General features: G+C 61.6%; 16 protein-coding genes. 8 read left to right on the top strand and 8 right to left on the bottom strand.

From position 1 onward, the window contains the following. Positions 1 to 3 precede the first annotated feature (3 nt). The 3 genes from MGEO_RS04080 to MGEO_RS04090 all read right to left on the bottom strand — a co-directional run bounded on the left by MGEO_RS04080 (position 4) and on the right by MGEO_RS04090 (position 1,670). Complete coding sequence (locus MGEO_RS04080; protein WP_085635433.1) at positions 4 to 240, bottom strand: DUF4170 domain-containing protein; 237 nt, start codon at positions 238 to 240, stop codon at positions 4 to 6. A 63-nt stretch (positions 241 to 303) separates the two neighbouring features. Next, positions 304 to 924, bottom strand: coding sequence for an enoyl-CoA hydratase/isomerase family protein (locus MGEO_RS04085; RefSeq protein ID WP_085635434.1), 621 nt, complete (start codon positions 922 to 924; stop codon positions 304 to 306). Beyond that, positions 921 to 1,670, bottom strand: coding sequence for an SDR family oxidoreductase (locus MGEO_RS04090; RefSeq protein ID WP_085635609.1), 750 nt, complete (start codon positions 1,668 to 1,670; stop codon positions 921 to 923). The genes MGEO_RS04085 and MGEO_RS04090 overlap by 4 nt, the downstream gene beginning before the upstream one ends. A gap of 127 nt (positions 1,671 to 1,797) precedes the next feature. Between MGEO_RS04090 and MGEO_RS04095 the strand changes: the two genes are divergently transcribed. Together MGEO_RS04095 and MGEO_RS04100 are read left to right on the top strand one after the other, a co-directional pair. Further along, complete coding sequence (locus MGEO_RS04095) at positions 1,798 to 3,324, top strand: DUF2125 domain-containing protein (RefSeq protein WP_085635435.1); 1,527 nt, start codon at positions 1,798 to 1,800, stop codon at positions 3,322 to 3,324. A gap of 92 nt (positions 3,325 to 3,416) precedes the next feature. After that, complete coding sequence (locus MGEO_RS04100; protein ID WP_085635436.1) at positions 3,417 to 3,986, top strand: GNAT family N-acetyltransferase; 570 nt, start codon at positions 3,417 to 3,419, stop codon at positions 3,984 to 3,986. On the opposite strand, the gene MGEO_RS04105 is transcribed toward MGEO_RS04100, so the two are convergent. Together MGEO_RS04105 and MGEO_RS04110 are read right to left on the bottom strand one after the other, a co-directional pair. Then, positions 3,920 to 4,669, bottom strand: coding sequence for an SDR family NAD(P)-dependent oxidoreductase (locus tag MGEO_RS04105; RefSeq protein WP_085635437.1), 750 nt, complete (start codon positions 4,667 to 4,669; stop codon positions 3,920 to 3,922). The genes MGEO_RS04100 and MGEO_RS04105 overlap by 67 nt on opposite strands. Before the next feature lie 67 nt (positions 4,670 to 4,736). Further along, positions 4,737 to 5,954, bottom strand: a complete 1,218-nt coding sequence (locus MGEO_RS04110) for a UbiH/UbiF/VisC/COQ6 family ubiquinone biosynthesis hydroxylase (RefSeq protein ID WP_085635610.1) — start codon at positions 5,952 to 5,954, stop codon at positions 4,737 to 4,739. Positions 5,955 to 6,041: 87 nt separating this feature from the next. On the opposite strand from MGEO_RS04110, the gene MGEO_RS04115 reads away from it, so the two are divergent. The 4 genes from MGEO_RS04115 to MGEO_RS04130 all read left to right on the top strand — a co-directional run bounded on the left by MGEO_RS04115 (position 6,042) and on the right by MGEO_RS04130 (position 12,347). Further along, positions 6,042 to 7,370, top strand: a complete 1,329-nt coding sequence (locus tag MGEO_RS04115) for an amidase (protein WP_085635438.1) — start codon at positions 6,042 to 6,044, stop codon at positions 7,368 to 7,370. Positions 7,371 to 7,492: 122 nt separating this feature from the next. Further along, positions 7,493 to 8,683: an aminotransferase class I/II-fold pyridoxal phosphate-dependent enzyme gene (locus tag MGEO_RS04120; RefSeq protein WP_085635439.1), complete on the top strand. Its 1,191-nt coding sequence runs from the start codon at positions 7,493 to 7,495 to the stop codon at positions 8,681 to 8,683. Between the two features lie 11 nt (positions 8,684 to 8,694). After that, the gene (locus tag MGEO_RS04125; protein WP_085635440.1) at positions 8,695 to 11,646 is read left to right on the top strand and encodes a DNA translocase FtsK; all 2,952 of its coding nucleotides are present in this window, start codon (positions 8,695 to 8,697) and stop codon (positions 11,644 to 11,646) included. 104 nt (positions 11,647 to 11,750) lie between these two features. Further along, on the top strand, positions 11,751 to 12,347 hold the full coding sequence (locus tag MGEO_RS04130) for a LolA family protein (RefSeq protein WP_085635441.1): 597 nt from the start codon (positions 11,751 to 11,753) through the stop codon (positions 12,345 to 12,347). Positions 12,348 to 12,403: 56 nt separating this feature from the next. Here MGEO_RS04130 and MGEO_RS04135 read toward each other — a convergent pair whose 3' ends face one another. Both MGEO_RS04135 and MGEO_RS04140 read right to left on the bottom strand, forming a co-directional pair. Further along, positions 12,404 to 12,790: a hypothetical protein gene (locus MGEO_RS04135; protein WP_085635442.1), complete on the bottom strand. Its 387-nt coding sequence runs from the start codon at positions 12,788 to 12,790 to the stop codon at positions 12,404 to 12,406. A gap of 27 nt (positions 12,791 to 12,817) precedes the next feature. Next, positions 12,818 to 13,264 carry a cupin domain-containing protein gene (locus MGEO_RS04140; protein ID WP_085635443.1) on the bottom strand — a complete coding sequence of 149 codons (447 nt, stop codon included), beginning with the start codon at positions 13,262 to 13,264 and terminating at the stop codon, positions 12,818 to 12,820. 105 nt (positions 13,265 to 13,369) lie between these two features. Here MGEO_RS04140 and MGEO_RS04145 point away from each other — a divergent pair, with 105 nt between their 5' ends. Further along, positions 13,370 to 14,329 (top strand): LysR family transcriptional regulator, encoded by a 960-nt coding sequence (locus MGEO_RS04145; protein ID WP_085635444.1) that lies wholly within the window; start codon positions 13,370 to 13,372, stop codon positions 14,327 to 14,329. A gap of 68 nt (positions 14,330 to 14,397) precedes the next feature. Here MGEO_RS04145 and MGEO_RS04150 read toward each other — a convergent pair whose 3' ends face one another. Then, a complete protein-coding gene (locus tag MGEO_RS04150; protein WP_085635445.1) occupies positions 14,398 to 14,988 on the bottom strand; it encodes a transglycosylase SLT domain-containing protein in 591 nt (196 codons plus the stop codon). A gap of 228 nt (positions 14,989 to 15,216) precedes the next feature. Between MGEO_RS04150 and hspQ the strand changes: the two genes are divergently transcribed. Beyond that, positions 15,217 to 15,543 (top strand): heat shock protein HspQ, encoded by a 327-nt coding sequence (hspQ, locus tag MGEO_RS04155; RefSeq protein ID WP_085635446.1) that lies wholly within the window; start codon positions 15,217 to 15,219, stop codon positions 15,541 to 15,543. The last annotated feature ends 6 nt before the right edge of the window (positions 15,544 to 15,549 follow it).

Consider the following 15,549-nt stretch of genomic DNA (forward strand, 5'->3'; position numbering starts at 1 on the left):
TGGTCAGTCCTGTGCTTCGGGCGAAGACGTGCTGGCGTCCATCAACTTCTGAAGATCACCCAGGAAATAGCGCATATGTGCATTGTCCACGGTGCGCTGGGCTTCGGTTTTCCAAGCGTCATAGGCAGATTGACGATCCGGAAAGACCCCGACGATGTGGATCTCATCCGGGTTCTTGAAGACGTTCTCCGATGGGGTGACCAGTTCTCCGCCGAACACGATATGCAGATGCTGGGCCATACGGGGTTCCTTCCTTGATGCAGTGTCGCCAACCTAAGAGGCTGTGAAATCGGGTCAAGCCGATTACGGCAAACGCTGCGCGATCAGTCCCTTGATGGCCCGAGCGTGCTCGGCGGTTGCGCCGCAGACATCCTCGGTCAGCGCCTTGGCCCGGTCGATCAGCGTATCGGGCTCTGTCACCTCGTCGATCAAACCCCAGGTCAGTGCCTCCTCGGTCGGGATCTTCTGTCCCGCCATCAGGATCATCTTGGCCCGCGATGGACCGACAAGGGCCGACAGACGCGCCGGATCCGAAGGCTGCGGCAGGAAGCCCAGCTTCATCACCGGATAGAACACCTTTGTACCCGGCACCGCGATCCGCAGATCACAGGCCAGCACCATACCCATCGCGCCGCCCGCAACCGTACCATTGAGCGCTGCGATCGTCAGGCCGGGATGGCGCGAGATGGCCCCCGACAGCCGCTCCCAAAGCGGGCTCAGCGCAAGCCCGGCCTTGGCCGCCTCAAGATCGGCACCGGCGGAAAACACCTTGCCAACCCCTGTCAGAATGACCGCCCGCACGCTCCGCGCCTCTTCGACACCTACACACAGCGCCTCAAGCATCTCACCCGTCAGCGAATTGGCCTTGTCCGGACGGTTGATCGTCAGAACACAGAGCGTGCCATCATTCTGAACTTCGATCATACCAGACCCACCTTCTTGCGAATGCCCTCGTCCCGGAGCGAGATTTCCTCGCCCAGATACGCATCCGCCTCAGGGCTGCACATCCACAAAAGCGCCTTGGCGGGCCAATCGGGAGGAATGTGGTCAGACCAGTCCAGCTGGCTTACCGGGTTGATCCCGCTCGCCTTGATTTCGCGCTGCATCTGGGTGGCAACAGTGCCTGGTGAAAGGCCCATCGCGCGGATGCCCTTGTCGCCCATTTCCTTGTGCAGACACATCGTCAGCATCGCCGCCCCGGCTTTGGACGCGCAGTAATGCGACCATGCTTCGATGGGATTGTGCGCTGCGCCCGAACTGACGGTCAGGATCGTCCCGCCGCCTGCGTTTTCCATCACCGGAAGGGTGGCGCGCATCCCGTGGAACACACCCTTCAGGTTGATGTCGATCACCTGGCCCCAGCCTTCGGGATCTGCCTCGTCCATGCGGGCGATCGGTTCGATCACACCGGCGTTGTTGATCAGAATGTCCAGCCCGCCAAACGCGGTCACGCAGTTTTCGACGGCCTGCGCCACTTCCCAATACCGGCTGATATCGCAGGGAATCGCCACTGCCGATTTGCCGATCTCTCCGGCCAGATCGGCAATGCTGTCCGCTGATCGCGCAACAAGCGCCACATTGGCCCCGGAATCGGCGAAAACCCGCGCGGCTTCTGCGCCGATGCCACGGCTTGCCCCGGTGATAAGAACGGTCCGTCCGGTTAGATCCATCATGGGTCGGCCTCTCTCTTTTGTTCACAGCAGTGCTACTTCGGACAGCGCGCGGGGTCCACCCACTTGACCATGCGGGACAGGAGGCCGAAGCTGCCGAAGGGAATTTGAATTAAAGGATAGAACCATGCATCGTCTCGCACGCCTTTCGACCAGTTCCGCGCTTGCCCTCGGACTCGCCGCCGGACCTGCATTTGCCGATCTCACGGCGCAGCAGGTGTGGGGCGGGATCGAAGCCGCGATGCAGGGCTTCGGCTACTCGGTCAGCGCGACGGAAACAGCCACATCGGACGGACTCGACGTGACCGATGTTGTGATGCGGTTTGAAGTGCCAGAGGAAAACAGCGCCGTAACGGTCTCCATGGATGCGGTGGATCTGGTCGAAAACGGGGACGGGTCCGTAACGATGACCTTCCCCGCATCCATGCCGATCACCATCGACGCCGCACCCGAAGGTGAGGATACGGTGAACATGGTGCTCGATTACGCCAATGACGGGCTGGAACTGGTGGTGTCCGGCGATCCGGCCAACATGACCTATGCATACAGCGCCAATCAGCTGACCATTTCGCTGTCCGAGATGAACATCAACGGAGAACCCGTCGGGCGCGACGAAGCCCGCTTCGATTTCGTGCTCGACGACGTAACCGGAACGACGACAACGGCCAAGTCCGGGGCGATGACCATCACGCAGGATGTCCAGGCGAGCGCAGCCAGCTACGATTTCGCATTCAATGATCCTCAAAGCGATGACGCGGCGCTGATTACAGGGTCAATGGGGGCGGTTCTTGCGACCAGCACTGCCACACTTCCCGAAGGGTTTGATCCCTCCAACCCGGAAAGCCTGACTGCGGGAGGGTTCTCCGCGACAGGTGCGCTCAGCTACGACGACGGTGAAACGCAATTCGCAGCCACCGAAAGCGCAGGAACCACCTCGGGAACAACGAAAACCGGTTCGGTGCGGATCCAGTTTTCCGTTGACGATGCAGCCATCCGCTATGACGTCACGGCAACCGAACAGGCGTTCACACTCTCCGGCCCCGAACTGCCGTTGCCGGTCGACGTGCGCATGGCAGCGAGCTCGTTCAACATGACCGCACCGGTCGCGGCCGCAGAGGAGCCGCAGGACATGGCATTCGGCATCGCCATGCGCGGATTCGAAGTGTCGGACCTGCTTTGGAACATCTTCGATCCCGGAGCAGCCCTGCCGCGCGATCCGGCCACCGTTGCGCTGGACCTGACCGGTCAGGTCACACCTTTCGTCAATCTGTTCGATCCTGCCGACGTCGCCCGGATTGAGGCAACCGGACAGGTTCCGGGAGAGTTGAACGCGCTGACGCTCAATGACCTGACAGTCGAGGTTGCCGGTGCGAAATTGGGCGGCACCGGTCAGTTCACCTTTGACAATGACGACATGACCACCTTCGACGGGTTCCCGCGTCCGACGGGCACCGTGTCGCTGACGCTCGACGGGGCCAATGCGCTCATCGACAAGCTCATCGCAATGGGGCTTCTGACCAATGAAGACGCCATGGGCGCGCGCATGATGATGAGCATGTTCGCAGTCCCCGGCGACGGTGCCGACAGCCTGAAATCGTCGCTCCAGATCAATGAGCAGGGGCACGTTCTGGCGAACGGCATGCGCATTCAATAGACCAACCGATCCGGAATACCGGGCCGGGACGCATACCCAGAGAAATCCAAGCGGGCCAGGCGTGAGACCCTGAGCCAACCGATGGAGGAGGAATGCCGCTAGATCAGTTCAGCACAGATCGGCTTTTTGCCTATGACTGGGCCCCCGTGGTTCAGGACAGCGACGCCTGCCAATCTCTCGAAGCAACGCTGCGCAGCATCCTGACGGAGCGGGTGCTCGAACACCTGCCACCGTCCTTCCGTCTCGACATGCGCAAGGGAGCGGTGCGGGACTGGATAGAGGCGCGGGCCAAGGAAAGCCGTGTTCTGCTGGTTGAGCACAAGGAAACCGGGGGTCTTGTGGGCCTTCTGATCCTGGCGTTGCACCAGGAAACCGAGACCTTTCGCTCGGTCCATATCGGCTACCTGATCGCCGAGGAATTCTGGGGCAAGGGCATTGCTTCTGAACTGGTGTCGGGGCTGGTAACAGCACTCGACAGTGACCGGGCGACTCAACTGCTTGGTGGCGTCGGGACCGGCAACCCGGCCTCGGCCCGGGTTCTTACCAAGGCGGGCTTTGTAAAGGCGCCAGAACTGTCGACACAAACCACCGATATCTATCTGCGTAACGCAGGCAACCCGACGCCGGTCGATTCAAATCCGCCGTCCGCAGCCACCACCTGACCGGTCACATAGGACGCCCGGTCCGAGCAAAGGAAGGTGATCACTTCTGCGATTTCCCGTTCTGAGCCGTAGCGGTTCAGCGGTATCGCATCGTGATAGGCGTCGATGATCTCCTGAGTGTGTACGGCCATCGCCAGCTTGGTACGCACGGGGCCGGGGCACACACAGTTCACCCGGATACCGTATTCCCCAAGCTCGGTGGCGTGCTGTTTCGTCAACTGGATCACTGCCGCCTTGGACGTGCCATAAGCCACCCGAAGCGTTGAGGCGCGCAACCCGCTGATCGAGGCAATGTTCACGACGCTCCCCTGTGTGGCCTTCAGAGCCGGTGTTACGGCCTGCGTACACAGGAATACCCCGTCAAGATTGGTCTCCATCACCCGCCGCCACATCTGGAAATCCGTCTGCTCGATCGGGCCGAATTCGGCGACACCCGCATTGTTCACCAAAGCGTCTATCCGCCCGGACCAGTCCAGTGTCCGTGTGACCATCGCGTCAACGTCAGCGGGCTTGGCAATGTCCAGCGGCAAGAGCAGCGTGCCGGCCAGCCCGTCCTGCTTGGCAAGCTCTTCAGCGTCGCGGTCCAGAAGGGCGACGCGCCAACCCTGTTCAAGAAACAGCTTTGCGGTCGCCAGCCCGATCCCTCGCGCCGCACCTGTCACGATTGCGCATTTCTGGTCCATGTCACCCTCCCGTTTTCCGGATTAGTGGCATGAGGGCAGGGGATTGTCACCTGCGTTGGGAGGTCGGTCAGCCCGCCATGAGATCGGGCAGATCTCCGTTCAATCCGGCGGCTTCGCGGATGAAGGTCCGGCGCGCTGACGGAATCGCATTGATCGCCGCCATACCCAGATCGCGCCCGGCGCGGAGGATCGGATTGTCGTTCGAAAACAGCCGGTTGAACACATCCGTCGCGCTCAGAAGCGTGGCGGTGTCGAAGCGGCGCCACTGTTCGTAGCGGGCCAGAACCTGCGGGCTTGCAAAGTCCTCACCGCGCCGCACCGCATGACCGATCACATGCGCCAAGGCCGCCACATCGCGCAGCCCGGCGTTCAGCCCTTGCCCCGCAATCGGGTGCATCCCATGCGCGGAATCCCCCACCAGCGCCAGACGATCCGCGATGAACCGATTGGCGAGGGTCAGACCCAGCGGATAGGTAAACCGCTCTCCGGCAAGGGAAATCTCTCCCAGAAAATCCCCAAAGCGGGGGCGCAGAACGGTCAGGTAATCCTCTTCCGGCAGCGCGTTGATCTCTTCCGCGAGTCCGCGCTTTTCGCTCCAGACAATCGACGACCGGTTGCCTGTCAGCGGCAGGATCGCCAGCGGCCCCGCTGGCATGAAAAGCTGATGCGCAACGCCGCCATGCGGTCTTTCATGCGCAATCGCACAGACCAGTGCCGTCTGGTCGTAGTCCCACGCGGTGCGCCGAATGCCCGCGCGCTGCCCGGTCCCGGTTTGGCGCCCATCCGCACCGACGATCATCTGTCCGGTCAGCATGTCGCCCGACGCCAAAGTGATATTCGCCCCCGTCGCGGTCACGTTCTGATCGACAACCGTTTCGCCCGACAGATGCGTGACAAGCGGTTCCGCCGACATCGCCTCCAGCAACGCGCGCCGCAGATAGCGGTCCTCGAGCATATGGCCCATCGGCCCTTCCTCGATCTCGGCGCTGTTGAAATGCAGACCGAGGAACACCTCGGCATCGCCCGCCCGCCCGTCGCTGACCTTGATCTCGGTCATCGGCTGCGCGTTCGCCTTCAGCCCGTCCCACAGACCCAATGCGTTCAGCATGCGCACCGAAGCCAGCGCCAGCGCATAGGACCGACCATCGAAATTATCGCTGCGCCGCGTGCCTTCGGGACGGGCGTCGATCACGGTGCTGGAAAGGCCCGTTTGCGCGGCCGCAAGCGCCAGCATCGGACCGTTCAGCCCGCCGCCCACAATCAGGATATCGGAGGTGTTGTTCATGCGGGGAAATATGGAAGTGCTGGCGGGATTGTCCATGCGCTTCTCTGCCGCTACCGTCGCGGCAAGACCGGGCAGGGGAGACAGCACATGACCGAATGGCAGACCATGACAGCCGCCGAACTGGGGCGCGGGATCGACCGGGGTGAGATTGATCCCATCGAACTGACCCGGTTCTTTCTGGATGCCATCGATGGGCATGAATACCGCGACCGGATCTATGCCCGCCTGACCCCCGACCGTGCCTTGGCCGAAGCCGCTGCGGCACAGGACCGTGCCCGTCTCAAGCTGCGCCGCTCACCGCTCGACGGGGTGCCGATCAGTTGGAAAGACCTGTTCGACACCGCCGGAGTGGTGACCGAAGCTGGGTCAAAGCTGCTCGAAGGACGTACCCCCGACGCCGATGCAGAGGTCCTGCAGGCGGCCACCCATCAGGGCCTTGTCTGTCTCGGCAAGACGCATCTCAGCGAACTGGCGTTCTCGGGCCTTGGTCTGAACCCAAAGACCGCCACATCGCCCAACATCCACAACCCCGACAATGCGCCGGGCGGGTCGTCCTCCGGTGCCGCCACGTCGGTGGCCTTCGGCCTCGCCCCCGCAGCTATCGGGTCAGATACCGGCGGTTCGGTGCGCGTCCCCTCTGCCTGGAACGATCTGGTCGGTCTCAAAACCACCTCCGGCGTGCTCAGCCTGAAAGGTGCGGTGCCGCTGGCGGCCAAGTTTGATACCGTCGGCCCGCTTTGCAAATCGGTTGAAGACGCCGCGCTCCTTTTTGCGGTGATGAAGGGCGAGGCACCTATCGACCTGACACCGACGTCACTGAAAGGGAAACGCCTCGCCGTTTTGACCACCACCGCACTGGTCGATGTGCGCGACGACCCGCGCAAAGGCTTTGACCACGCCGTCCAACGCTTCCGCGACGCGGGGGCCGAGATCGTTGAACTGGCCGTGCCAGAGATCGACACGGCAATTTCGCTGGCGCCGATCCTGTTCGGCTGTGAGGCCTATGGCACATGGAAGCACGTGATCGAGGCCAATCCGGACGTGATGTTCGCCGAAATCCTCGCCCGGTTCCGGGGCGGAAAGGATTTCACGGGGGCCGATTACGTCGCCGCATGGCATACGCTCGAACGGTGCCGCGAGGCCTATCTGACGGCAACCGCCGGGTTCGATGCAGTGTTTTGCCCGACCAGCCCGATCACACCCCCGAATGTCGAGCGTTTGATGACCGACAGTGCCTATTATGTCACGGAAAACCTCCTCACTCTGCGCAACACCCGCATCGGAAACCTGATGGGTCTGTGCGCTTTGACGCTGCCCACGGGCGTCCCGGCCTGTGGAGTGATGCTCATTGCGGCTCCGCGCGACGAACGGCGTCTTTTGCGGCTGGGTCTGGCGGCCGAAGCGGCGCTCTCCTGAACCTTGGCCTGAAAGCCACAACAGTCTGATCTGTGCGCTCTTTTTCTGGACGCACCGCTCCTTGCTATGTAATTTGTCTGCAAAGAGGGCGCGAACGACCCTCAGTCTGAGGCAGTACTGGCATGTTTCCCGAGCGGTTCTCGAACCTTCCGGCTTATGCGTTCCCGCGTCTGCGCGCCCTGTTGGACGTGAACGAACCGGGTGGTCCTGTCATTCATATGACCATCGGAGAGCCGAAACACGCCTTTCCCGCCTGGATTTCCGACATTCTGAGCCAGAACATCGCCGGGTTTAACAAATACCCGCCGAACGAAGGCACACCTGAACTGCGCGCTGCGATACGCGACTGGGTGCAGTTCCGATACGGTGTGAGCCTCGATGCCGACACCCAGATCATGGCGCTCAACGGCACCCGTGAGGGGCTGTATAACGTTGGCATGGCGCTCTGCCCCGAGGCGAAGAACGGCGCGAAACCCGTCGTCCTGATGCCGAACCCGTTCTATCAGGTCTATCTGATCTCCGCGATTTCGGTTGCGGCAGAGCCTGTTTTCGTCAACGCAACCGAAGAGACTGGCCATCTGCCGGATTTCGCGTCACTTCCCGAAGACGTGCTCGACCGCACCGCGCTGGCTTATATCTGCTCCCCGGCCAACCCGCAGGGAACAGTGGCCGATCGTGATTACTGGGAACGGTTGATCGAACTGGCCGAAGAGCACGATTTCCAGATCCTCGCAGATGAGTGTTATTCCGAGATCTACCGCGACACGCCCCCCGTCGGCGCACTTCAGGTCGCACAGGCGATGGGCGCAGATCCCGAACGCGTGGTGATCTTCCATTCGCTGTCAAAACGGTCGAACCTGCCGGGTTTGCGATCGGGCTTTGTGGCCGGTGGTCCTGAAACGATCAGATGCATCCAGCAGTTGCGCAACTACTCCGGCGCACCGCTGCCCCTGCCGCTTCAGGCGGTGGCCGAGGCGGTCTGGAAAGACGAAGCGCATGTTGAGGAAAACCGCGCGCTTTATGCCGAGAAATTCGCGCTGGCGGATCGTATCTTTGGGAATGTGCCGGGGTATAAATCCCCGCAGGCGGGGTTTTTCCTCTGGCTGCCGGTCGAGGATGGCGAAGCCGCGGCCCTCAAGCTCTGGAAAGAAACCGGCGTCCGGGTGCTGCCCGGCGCGTACCTGTCGCGTGACACCGAAACCGGGAACCCCGGCAAGAACTATATCCGGGTCGCTTTGGTGGCCCCAAAAGAAGAAACTGAACGTGGCCTGACGCAGATCAGGGACTGCCTTTACGGCAGTGAAGACCAATAAAGAGGCGAACGATGGCATATCAGGCGCGGGGGCGGGACCCCCTCTTTGACAGCAACATGCAGGCCGCACTCGAAAAGCGCGGCAAAGAGCTGGGTGGCTTCGTCCTGATGGCGCTGGGCGTCATGGCCGCAGCGATGATCTATTCCTACTCGCCACAGGACCCAAGCTGGCTGTCCGCCACTGATGCGCCTGTCCAGAACTGGCTGGGACGTCCCGGGGCCTCGGTCGCCGCACCGCTGTTTATGATCGTTGGGTGGGCCAGCTGGGGCCTGGCGCTGGTCCTTCTGGTCTGGGGCGCGCGGTTTGCCCTTCATCGCGGTGAGGAACGGGCGATGACATGCCTGATCTTCGCGCCGATCTGGGTCGCGCTTGCCGCCGTCTATGCCGCCGGGGTGCCGGAAAGCACCGCCTGGACCCACAGTTTCGGCCTCGGTGGCTTGTTTGGCGACATGATGATGGGCTCGATCCTGACGATCCTGCCACTGGGAACGACGCTGGCGCTCAAGCTGATGATGCTCGTGCTGGGCTTTGTGGTCATGGCGATGGGCGCGTTCGTTCTGGGCTTCACCAAGGTGGAACTGGGGCGCATGCTCCGGTTCCTGCTGCTCGGGGTGATCATGGTTTATGCCACGCTCCTGTCGCTGCTGGGCAAGGGTGCCACCGGTGCAGTCGGCGCCGCACGTCAGATGCAGGCGAAAAATGCCGAACGCCGCGCAGTTCGCGCCCAGGAAGAGGCCGAAGCCGCCGAATGGGCGGCTGCTCAAGAGGCGGTCCGCGCCGAACCGCGTGTCACCCGTGTGGCCCCGCCAACTGTCAGAGCACACCATGCCGAAGACAGCCTGATTGACGAACCCGAACCGGCGCCCGCTCCGCAGAAGACCGGCTTCCTGTCCAAAATGCCGTCGCTCATCCGGCGCTCCGACCCCGAACCGGAGTTGATCGAAACCTATCCGCATGGCGAACTGCCGGAAACGCTGCCGGGCGATGACCGTGTCCGCGCCAAGATCGCCGATGCGATCAAGTCCCGCGTGCGCCAGAACCCGGCTGTCACATCCGCCAATGTAGCACCACTGACCAAAGGACGGGGCCGTGGGCCCGATCCGCTGATCTTCAAGCCGGCCGCAGGCCTGCCGCCGGAACCGCCGGTCACGGCCCGCGCACCTGCACCGCTCCGGGCAGAGCCGCCCGTGACAGCGCCCAAGACCGCGTACCAGCCGCAACCGCAGTTTGAAGATGAACCGGACGAGAACATCTTCGATGACATGTCCGACTGGGACGATTACGGCGACACGCAACAGGCCTTTTCCCCTGTTCCGTCTGCACCTGCGACCGTGCCACAGCCCGAAGCACGGAAAGTCGTTCAACAACCTCAGCGCAAGCCGCTCCAGCCGTCCAAGCGCGCCCAGCAGGAAGCGCAGCCGCAACTCCAGTTCGAAGACAAGGCCGCAGAATACGAACTGCCGCCGCTTGGCCTTCTCATGGACCCGGCCAATATCGAGCGTCACCATCTGAGTGACGAAGCACTCGAGGAAAACGCCCGGATGCTCGAAGCGGTGCTGGATGACTATGGCGTGAAGGGCGAGATCGTCAGCGTCCGCCCCGGTCCCGTGGTCACGATGTACGAACTGGAACCTGCGCCGGGCCTCAAAGCCTCCCGCGTGATCGGCCTCGCTGACGACATCGCGCGGTCGATGTCGGCGCTCTCCGCCCGTGTCTCCACAGTGCCGGGCCGGAGTGTGATCGGCATCGAACTCCCGAACGAAAAGCGCGAGATGGTCTCCTTCCGTGAAATCCTCTCAACCCGTGACTACGGCGACGGCAACCAAAAGCTGCCGCTGGCGCTGGGCAAGGACATCGGGGGTGATCCGGTTGTCGCCAACCTCGCCAAGATGCCCCACCTGCTGATTGCCGGGACCACCGGTTCGGGTAAGTCGGTTGCCATCAACACAATGATCCTGTCGCTGCTTTACAAGCTGACGCCCGCCGATCTACGGCTTGTGATGATCGACCCCAAGATGCTCGAACTCAGCGTCTATGACGGCATCCCGCACCTGCTGTCGCCCGTTGTGACCGACCCGAAAAAGGCGGTTGTCGCCCTGAAATGGGTCGTGGGCGAAATGGAAGACCGTTACCGTAAGATGTCCAAGATGGGCGTCCGCAACATCGACGGCTACAACGGCCGCGTCGCCGACGCCCTGTCGAAGAACGAGATGTTCGAACGCACGGTGCAGACCGGCTTTGACGATGAAACCGGCGAACCGATCTTCGAGACCGAGGAAATCCAGCCGGTCAAGATGCCCTATATCGTCGTCATCGTCGACGAGATGGCCGACCTGATGATGGTCGCAGGTAAAGAGATCGAAGCCTGTATCCAGCGCCTCGCGCAGATGGCCCGTGCCTCGGGCATTCACCTCATCATGGCCACGCAGCGCCCGTCCGTGGACGTCATCACCGGCACGATCAAGGCCAACTTCCCGACCCGGATTTCCTTCCAGGTCACCTCGAAAATCGACAGCCGCACCATCCTTGGCGAAATGGGTGCCGAGCAGCTGCTGGGGCAGGGCGACATGCTCTACATGGCGGGCGGTGCCAAGATCACCCGCTGCCACGGCCCCTTCGTGTCGGACGAGGAAGTGGAAGAAATCGTTACACACCTCAAGGCCTATGGCCCGCCGGAATACGTGAGCGGCGTCGTGCAGGGACCGGACGAGGAAAAGGCCGACAACATCGATGCGGTTCTGGGCCTCAACACCGGTGGCAACACCGATGGCGAAGACGCGCTCTACGATCAGGCTGTTGCCATCGTGATCCGCGACCGCAAGTGCTCGACCTCTTACATCCAGCGCAAGTTGGCCATCGGCTACAACAAGGCCGCGCGCCTTGTGGAACAGATGGAAGAAGAGGGCGTCGTCAGCGCGGCGAACCATGTGGGCAAACGCGAGATTCTCGTCCCCGAGCAGTAACGTTCCGCCGATCCGGTCACAAAAACGGGCGCTGCTATCGCATAACGGCGCCCGTTTCGCCATATAGAGACCACGCGTTCCGAGCAGACAGGACCACAGACTCTATGCGACTTCGTTTCCTTGCCGTGATGGCGGCGCTGACATGGATGTGGGCGCTGCCCGCACAGGCCCAGCAGCTGTCCCTGAACACGCTGTCGAACTACCTCAACAAGCTGACCAGCGCCGAGGCGAGCTTTACCCAGATCAATGCGGACGGTACGATTTCGACCGGAACGGTGTACCTGCGTCGCCCGGGCAAGGTCCGTTTCGAATACAACCCGCCGGAACAGGCACTGGTGATGGCCAATAACGGAACCGTTGTGGTGTTCGACCGCAAGCTGGGGGGCGATCCGGAAAGCTACCCGCTCAACCGTACGCCACTGGGTCTGATCCTTGCGCGCAACGTGGACCTCAGCCGTGCGAACATGGTTGTCGCGCATGGCTACGACGGAACCGCAACAACCGTGACGGCGCAGGATCCGGACAATCCGGAATATGGCAGCATCCAACTCAAGTTCACGGACAACCCGGTTGAGCTGCGCCAGTGGATCATCACCGATGATGGCGGCGGCCAGACCACGGTTATCCTGGGCGCACTTGAACGCAAACAGCTGGCCAACCGCCTCTTCAATATCGAACAGGAGCGGACCGCAAACCGCTGACGTGGCGATGCATCGCCCGTTTGCGTCACCGCAAACGGGGCGCGCTTCAGCCTTCGTCAGGCGGCTTCCCGCACGGTGCCGACACCGTTGCGCAGTACGATGAAGCAGAACAGCGCCATCGAAAGCAGCGCAAGCAGGGACCCTGCCTTTGCCAGTGCTTCACCCTGCTCGGTGATCGCAAAGGCGATGCCCGGAACCATGACCACGACAGCCAGCAGCGTCAGTCCGTAGTGGACCTTCGCCAACCCGGAGCCGGCCGCGCCGGGGGACAGCGCATAAAAGGCCCCAAAGACCGACATGGCGACAAACCCGATCAGGTTCAGATGCCCATGCGCAGGCGACAATGTGTGATCGTGGGTTGCCGACATCTGGATACCCCAGGCCATGCCAATCAGGGCAAAGACCGCCCCGGTGGCGAAGAATGCGGTAGGAATTGATTTCATGACACTGTCCTCTCTGTTGGTGCCGGATTACGCCTCAAGTGGCGGTCCGGTGAAGGTTAGGTGGTACGCTTTGGCGCAGGCTTCGATGGCCGCCATGTCCTCGGGAATCCGATAGTCGTTGCGGGCCATCTCCGCGAAGAAACCCTCGAACCCGCCGGGCGTCAGGATCACCAGGTGCCGACTGGGAAGATCGCTCGACACACGGAACGTATGTTCCACGCCTCTCGGCACGAATACGGCGCTGCCCGGTCCACGTTCGAATGTCTCGCCGGCGATCCAGAAGGTGCAATCCCCACTCAGCAGGACAAAGGCTTCGTCCGCGTCATGATGCACATGCCGGGGCGGTCCGGAATTCGGAGGTGACACCGAATCCGTGATCGACATGGCGCCGCCGCTATCGGAACTCGACAAGAGCGTCAGGTAATGAACGCCCTGCCAAGCGATGGCATCGGCGCCCAGTATGGATTGGGTCATCGTTTCCTCCGTTGGGGCTCAGGGAAACGAAAGCGCTTTCGTGCCTTCAGAGTAGCGACGGAAAATTCATATGAAAAATTGATTGTTTATATTAAATTAATTCGTATGACGAATTTGCGGACCTTCGATCTCAATCTGTTGCGCGTCCTCGATGCGCTTCTCCAGGACCACTCCACCGTGCGCGCTGCGGATCGTCTCGGGATGTCGCAGCCTGCCGTTTCGGCCGCTCTGCAACGCCTGCGCGATGCGCTGGGGGATGAATTGTTCTTTCGGAAAGGGCAGGGGCTTGTCGCAACCCAATACGCGCTGTCGCTCGAGATCCCGGTGCGCGACACGCTCGACCGCATCGGAGCGCTGCTCTCCGGTCCGGACGCCTTCGATCCGAAGGCCTGTTCAGATGGCATCCGTCTGTCAGGAAGTGATTTCTTTGCAGAAATGCTGATGCCGAAATTGGCCGAGCATCTGCAAACCGAAGCCCCCGGCATGAGAGTGCATCTGGTTGATCTGGTGGCGGACTCCTATGTCGATACGTTGGATCGGCACGAGGTCGATATCGCGTTGATCCCCGAGATCGCGCTCCCGGACTGGGTCGACAGCCGAAAGGTCTTCCGTTCGGCGTTCGTCGTTGTTGCGCGGCGCGGAAACAGCCGCCTCGCGCGGGCGGGGGTCGATCCGGGTGAGGTCATTCCGATCGACCTTTACTGCGATCTGGGTCACGTCCTTTTCTCCCCCGAAGGCAATGCACGCGCCTTGGGAGATACGGCGCTGGAACGGGTCGGTCGCTCGCGCCGCGTCGTCATGACCATGCCTGTGTTTTCCGGTGTGTATCGGGCCGTCTCCGGCTCAGATCTGATTGCCTTGATGCCGGTTCAACTCGCCCGCGAGGTCGCTCCTCTGGTCGGGTTGGAACTGTTCCAGCCCCCGATGCCAGTGCCTGCAGCGCAGCTCTGCATGATCTGGCATCGTCGCAACAGCGCCAATCCCGCGCATATCTGGTTGCGGGATCAAATCGCAGACCTGCTTGCGCCACTGGATGCGCCCGGTTTGGATTTAGGCAGAGATTAACAAAGCGTTAAAGGGTCAGCCCCGCTGCCCCAATGTTTCGCGTGCGAAACATTGGGTCCAGTTCGGACCTATCTGCGGACTCGGCAGGTCGCCAGTTGTCCCTGATACATGACGGACCGCGCCGCGATCTCGTCTGCGACCCGCAACAGCCAGGATTTTCCGTTGTAGCTGCCACGCGCAAAGCCGGTGCGGCCTTCGTGATAGGCGAGGTACTGGTTGCGGGCATCAGACAAAGAGATACCCAGACGCCGGTTCGACTCGGCCATGTACCAGCCCATGAAATCCGCCGCGTCGTTGATGTTGTTGCGTTTCGCACGGAACTTGCGCTGGTCATCCAGGTATTCCTGCCAGGTTCCGTCCAACGCCTGACTGTACCCATAGGCCGAACTTTGCCGCCCCATTGGGATCACGCCAAGCGCATACCGAAACGGCGTGCGCGCATCGGATTTGAACTTGCTCTCCTGGTACATCGCGGCCATCTGGACATGCACCGGCACGCCCCATTTCCGTTCTGCAGCCTGGAACGCCCGCAGATAGCCGGGGCGCTGCTGCAGGATCGAACAGGCATTGTCGAGGTTTCGGGGCGCCGATGAGCCGCCGCCGCCTCCACATGAAGCCGCCAGCAAAACAATCACCAAGGCGCGAAAGAATCTGCTCATGGGCCTCTCGCGTATCTGACGAAGACGGTTGATCCGTCTTTCGGATTAACGCTAGTCTAGCGCAAAGCCGCCTCTTGGGAAATCACAATTCCTCAGATCGGCAAGCCATTACTTTGGCACGATACAGTCCTGTGTCACATAGCTTGACAGACTGTTTCCGGGAAAATGCCCGCGAAAGTTGGACAATATGTCGAAAATCGGGCAGGTATGTGGCAACGGATAGGACTCATGATCAGACAACGCGCAAAATATAACATCGGCCAGGTCGTTCGCCATCGCAGACACCCGTTCCGGGGCGTGGTGTTCGATGTGGACCCGGAGTTCAACAATACCGAGGAATGGTATCAGGCGATTCCCGAGGACAGCCGTCCCGCAAAGAAACAGCCGTTCTACCACCTCCTCGCCGAGAACGAGCAGAGCTTTTACGTCGCTTACGTCTCGGAACAGAACCTGATCGCGGATTACTCCGGCGAGCCGGTCGAACATCCTGACGTGCCCGATCTGTTCGGCGCGTTCCACGATGGCAGCTATGAGCTGCACTTTCAGTACAACTGATCTCAC

The organism is Marivita geojedonensis (genome assembly GCF_002115805.1).
GTDB lineage: Bacteria > Pseudomonadota > Alphaproteobacteria > Rhodobacterales > Rhodobacteraceae > Marivita > Marivita geojedonensis.

Coding starts and splice junctions, on each gene's coding strand:
- MGEO_RS04090 (WP_085635609.1), bottom strand. CDS start 1,670: ATGGATCTAACCGGACGGACCGTTCTTATCACCGGGGCAAGCCGTGGC.
- MGEO_RS04105 (WP_085635437.1), bottom strand. CDS start 4,669: ATGGACCAGAAATGCGCAATCGTGACAGGTGCGGCGCGAGGGATCGGG.
- MGEO_RS04100 (WP_085635436.1), top strand. CDS start 3,417: ATGCCGCTAGATCAGTTCAGCACAGATCGGCTTTTTGCCTATGACTGG.
- MGEO_RS04145 (WP_085635444.1), top strand. CDS start 13,370: ATGACGAATTTGCGGACCTTCGATCTCAATCTGTTGCGCGTCCTCGAT.
- MGEO_RS04115 (WP_085635438.1), top strand. CDS start 6,042: ATGACCGAATGGCAGACCATGACAGCCGCCGAACTGGGGCGCGGGATC.
- MGEO_RS04120 (WP_085635439.1), top strand. CDS start 7,493: ATGTTTCCCGAGCGGTTCTCGAACCTTCCGGCTTATGCGTTCCCGCGT.
- MGEO_RS04130 (WP_085635441.1), top strand. CDS start 11,751: ATGCGACTTCGTTTCCTTGCCGTGATGGCGGCGCTGACATGGATGTGG.
- MGEO_RS04150 (WP_085635445.1), bottom strand. CDS start 14,988: ATGAGCAGATTCTTTCGCGCCTTGGTGATTGTTTTGCTGGCGGCTTCA.
- hspQ (WP_085635446.1), top strand. CDS start 15,217: ATGATCAGACAACGCGCAAAATATAACATCGGCCAGGTCGTTCGCCAT.
- MGEO_RS04125 (WP_085635440.1), top strand. CDS start 8,695: ATGGCATATCAGGCGCGGGGGCGGGACCCCCTCTTTGACAGCAACATG.
- MGEO_RS04085 (WP_085635434.1), bottom strand. CDS start 924: ATGATCGAAGTTCAGAATGATGGCACGCTCTGTGTTCTGACGATCAAC.
- MGEO_RS04135 (WP_085635442.1), bottom strand. CDS start 12,790: ATGAAATCAATTCCTACCGCATTCTTCGCCACCGGGGCGGTCTTTGCC.
- MGEO_RS04095 (WP_085635435.1), top strand. CDS start 1,798: ATGCATCGTCTCGCACGCCTTTCGACCAGTTCCGCGCTTGCCCTCGGA.
- MGEO_RS04140 (WP_085635443.1), bottom strand. CDS start 13,264: ATGACCCAATCCATACTGGGCGCCGATGCCATCGCTTGGCAGGGCGTT.
- MGEO_RS04080 (WP_085635433.1), bottom strand. CDS start 240: ATGGCCCAGCATCTGCATATCGTGTTCGGCGGAGAACTGGTCACCCCA.
- MGEO_RS04110 (WP_085635610.1), bottom strand. CDS start 5,954: ATGAACAACACCTCCGATATCCTGATTGTGGGCGGCGGGCTGAACGGT.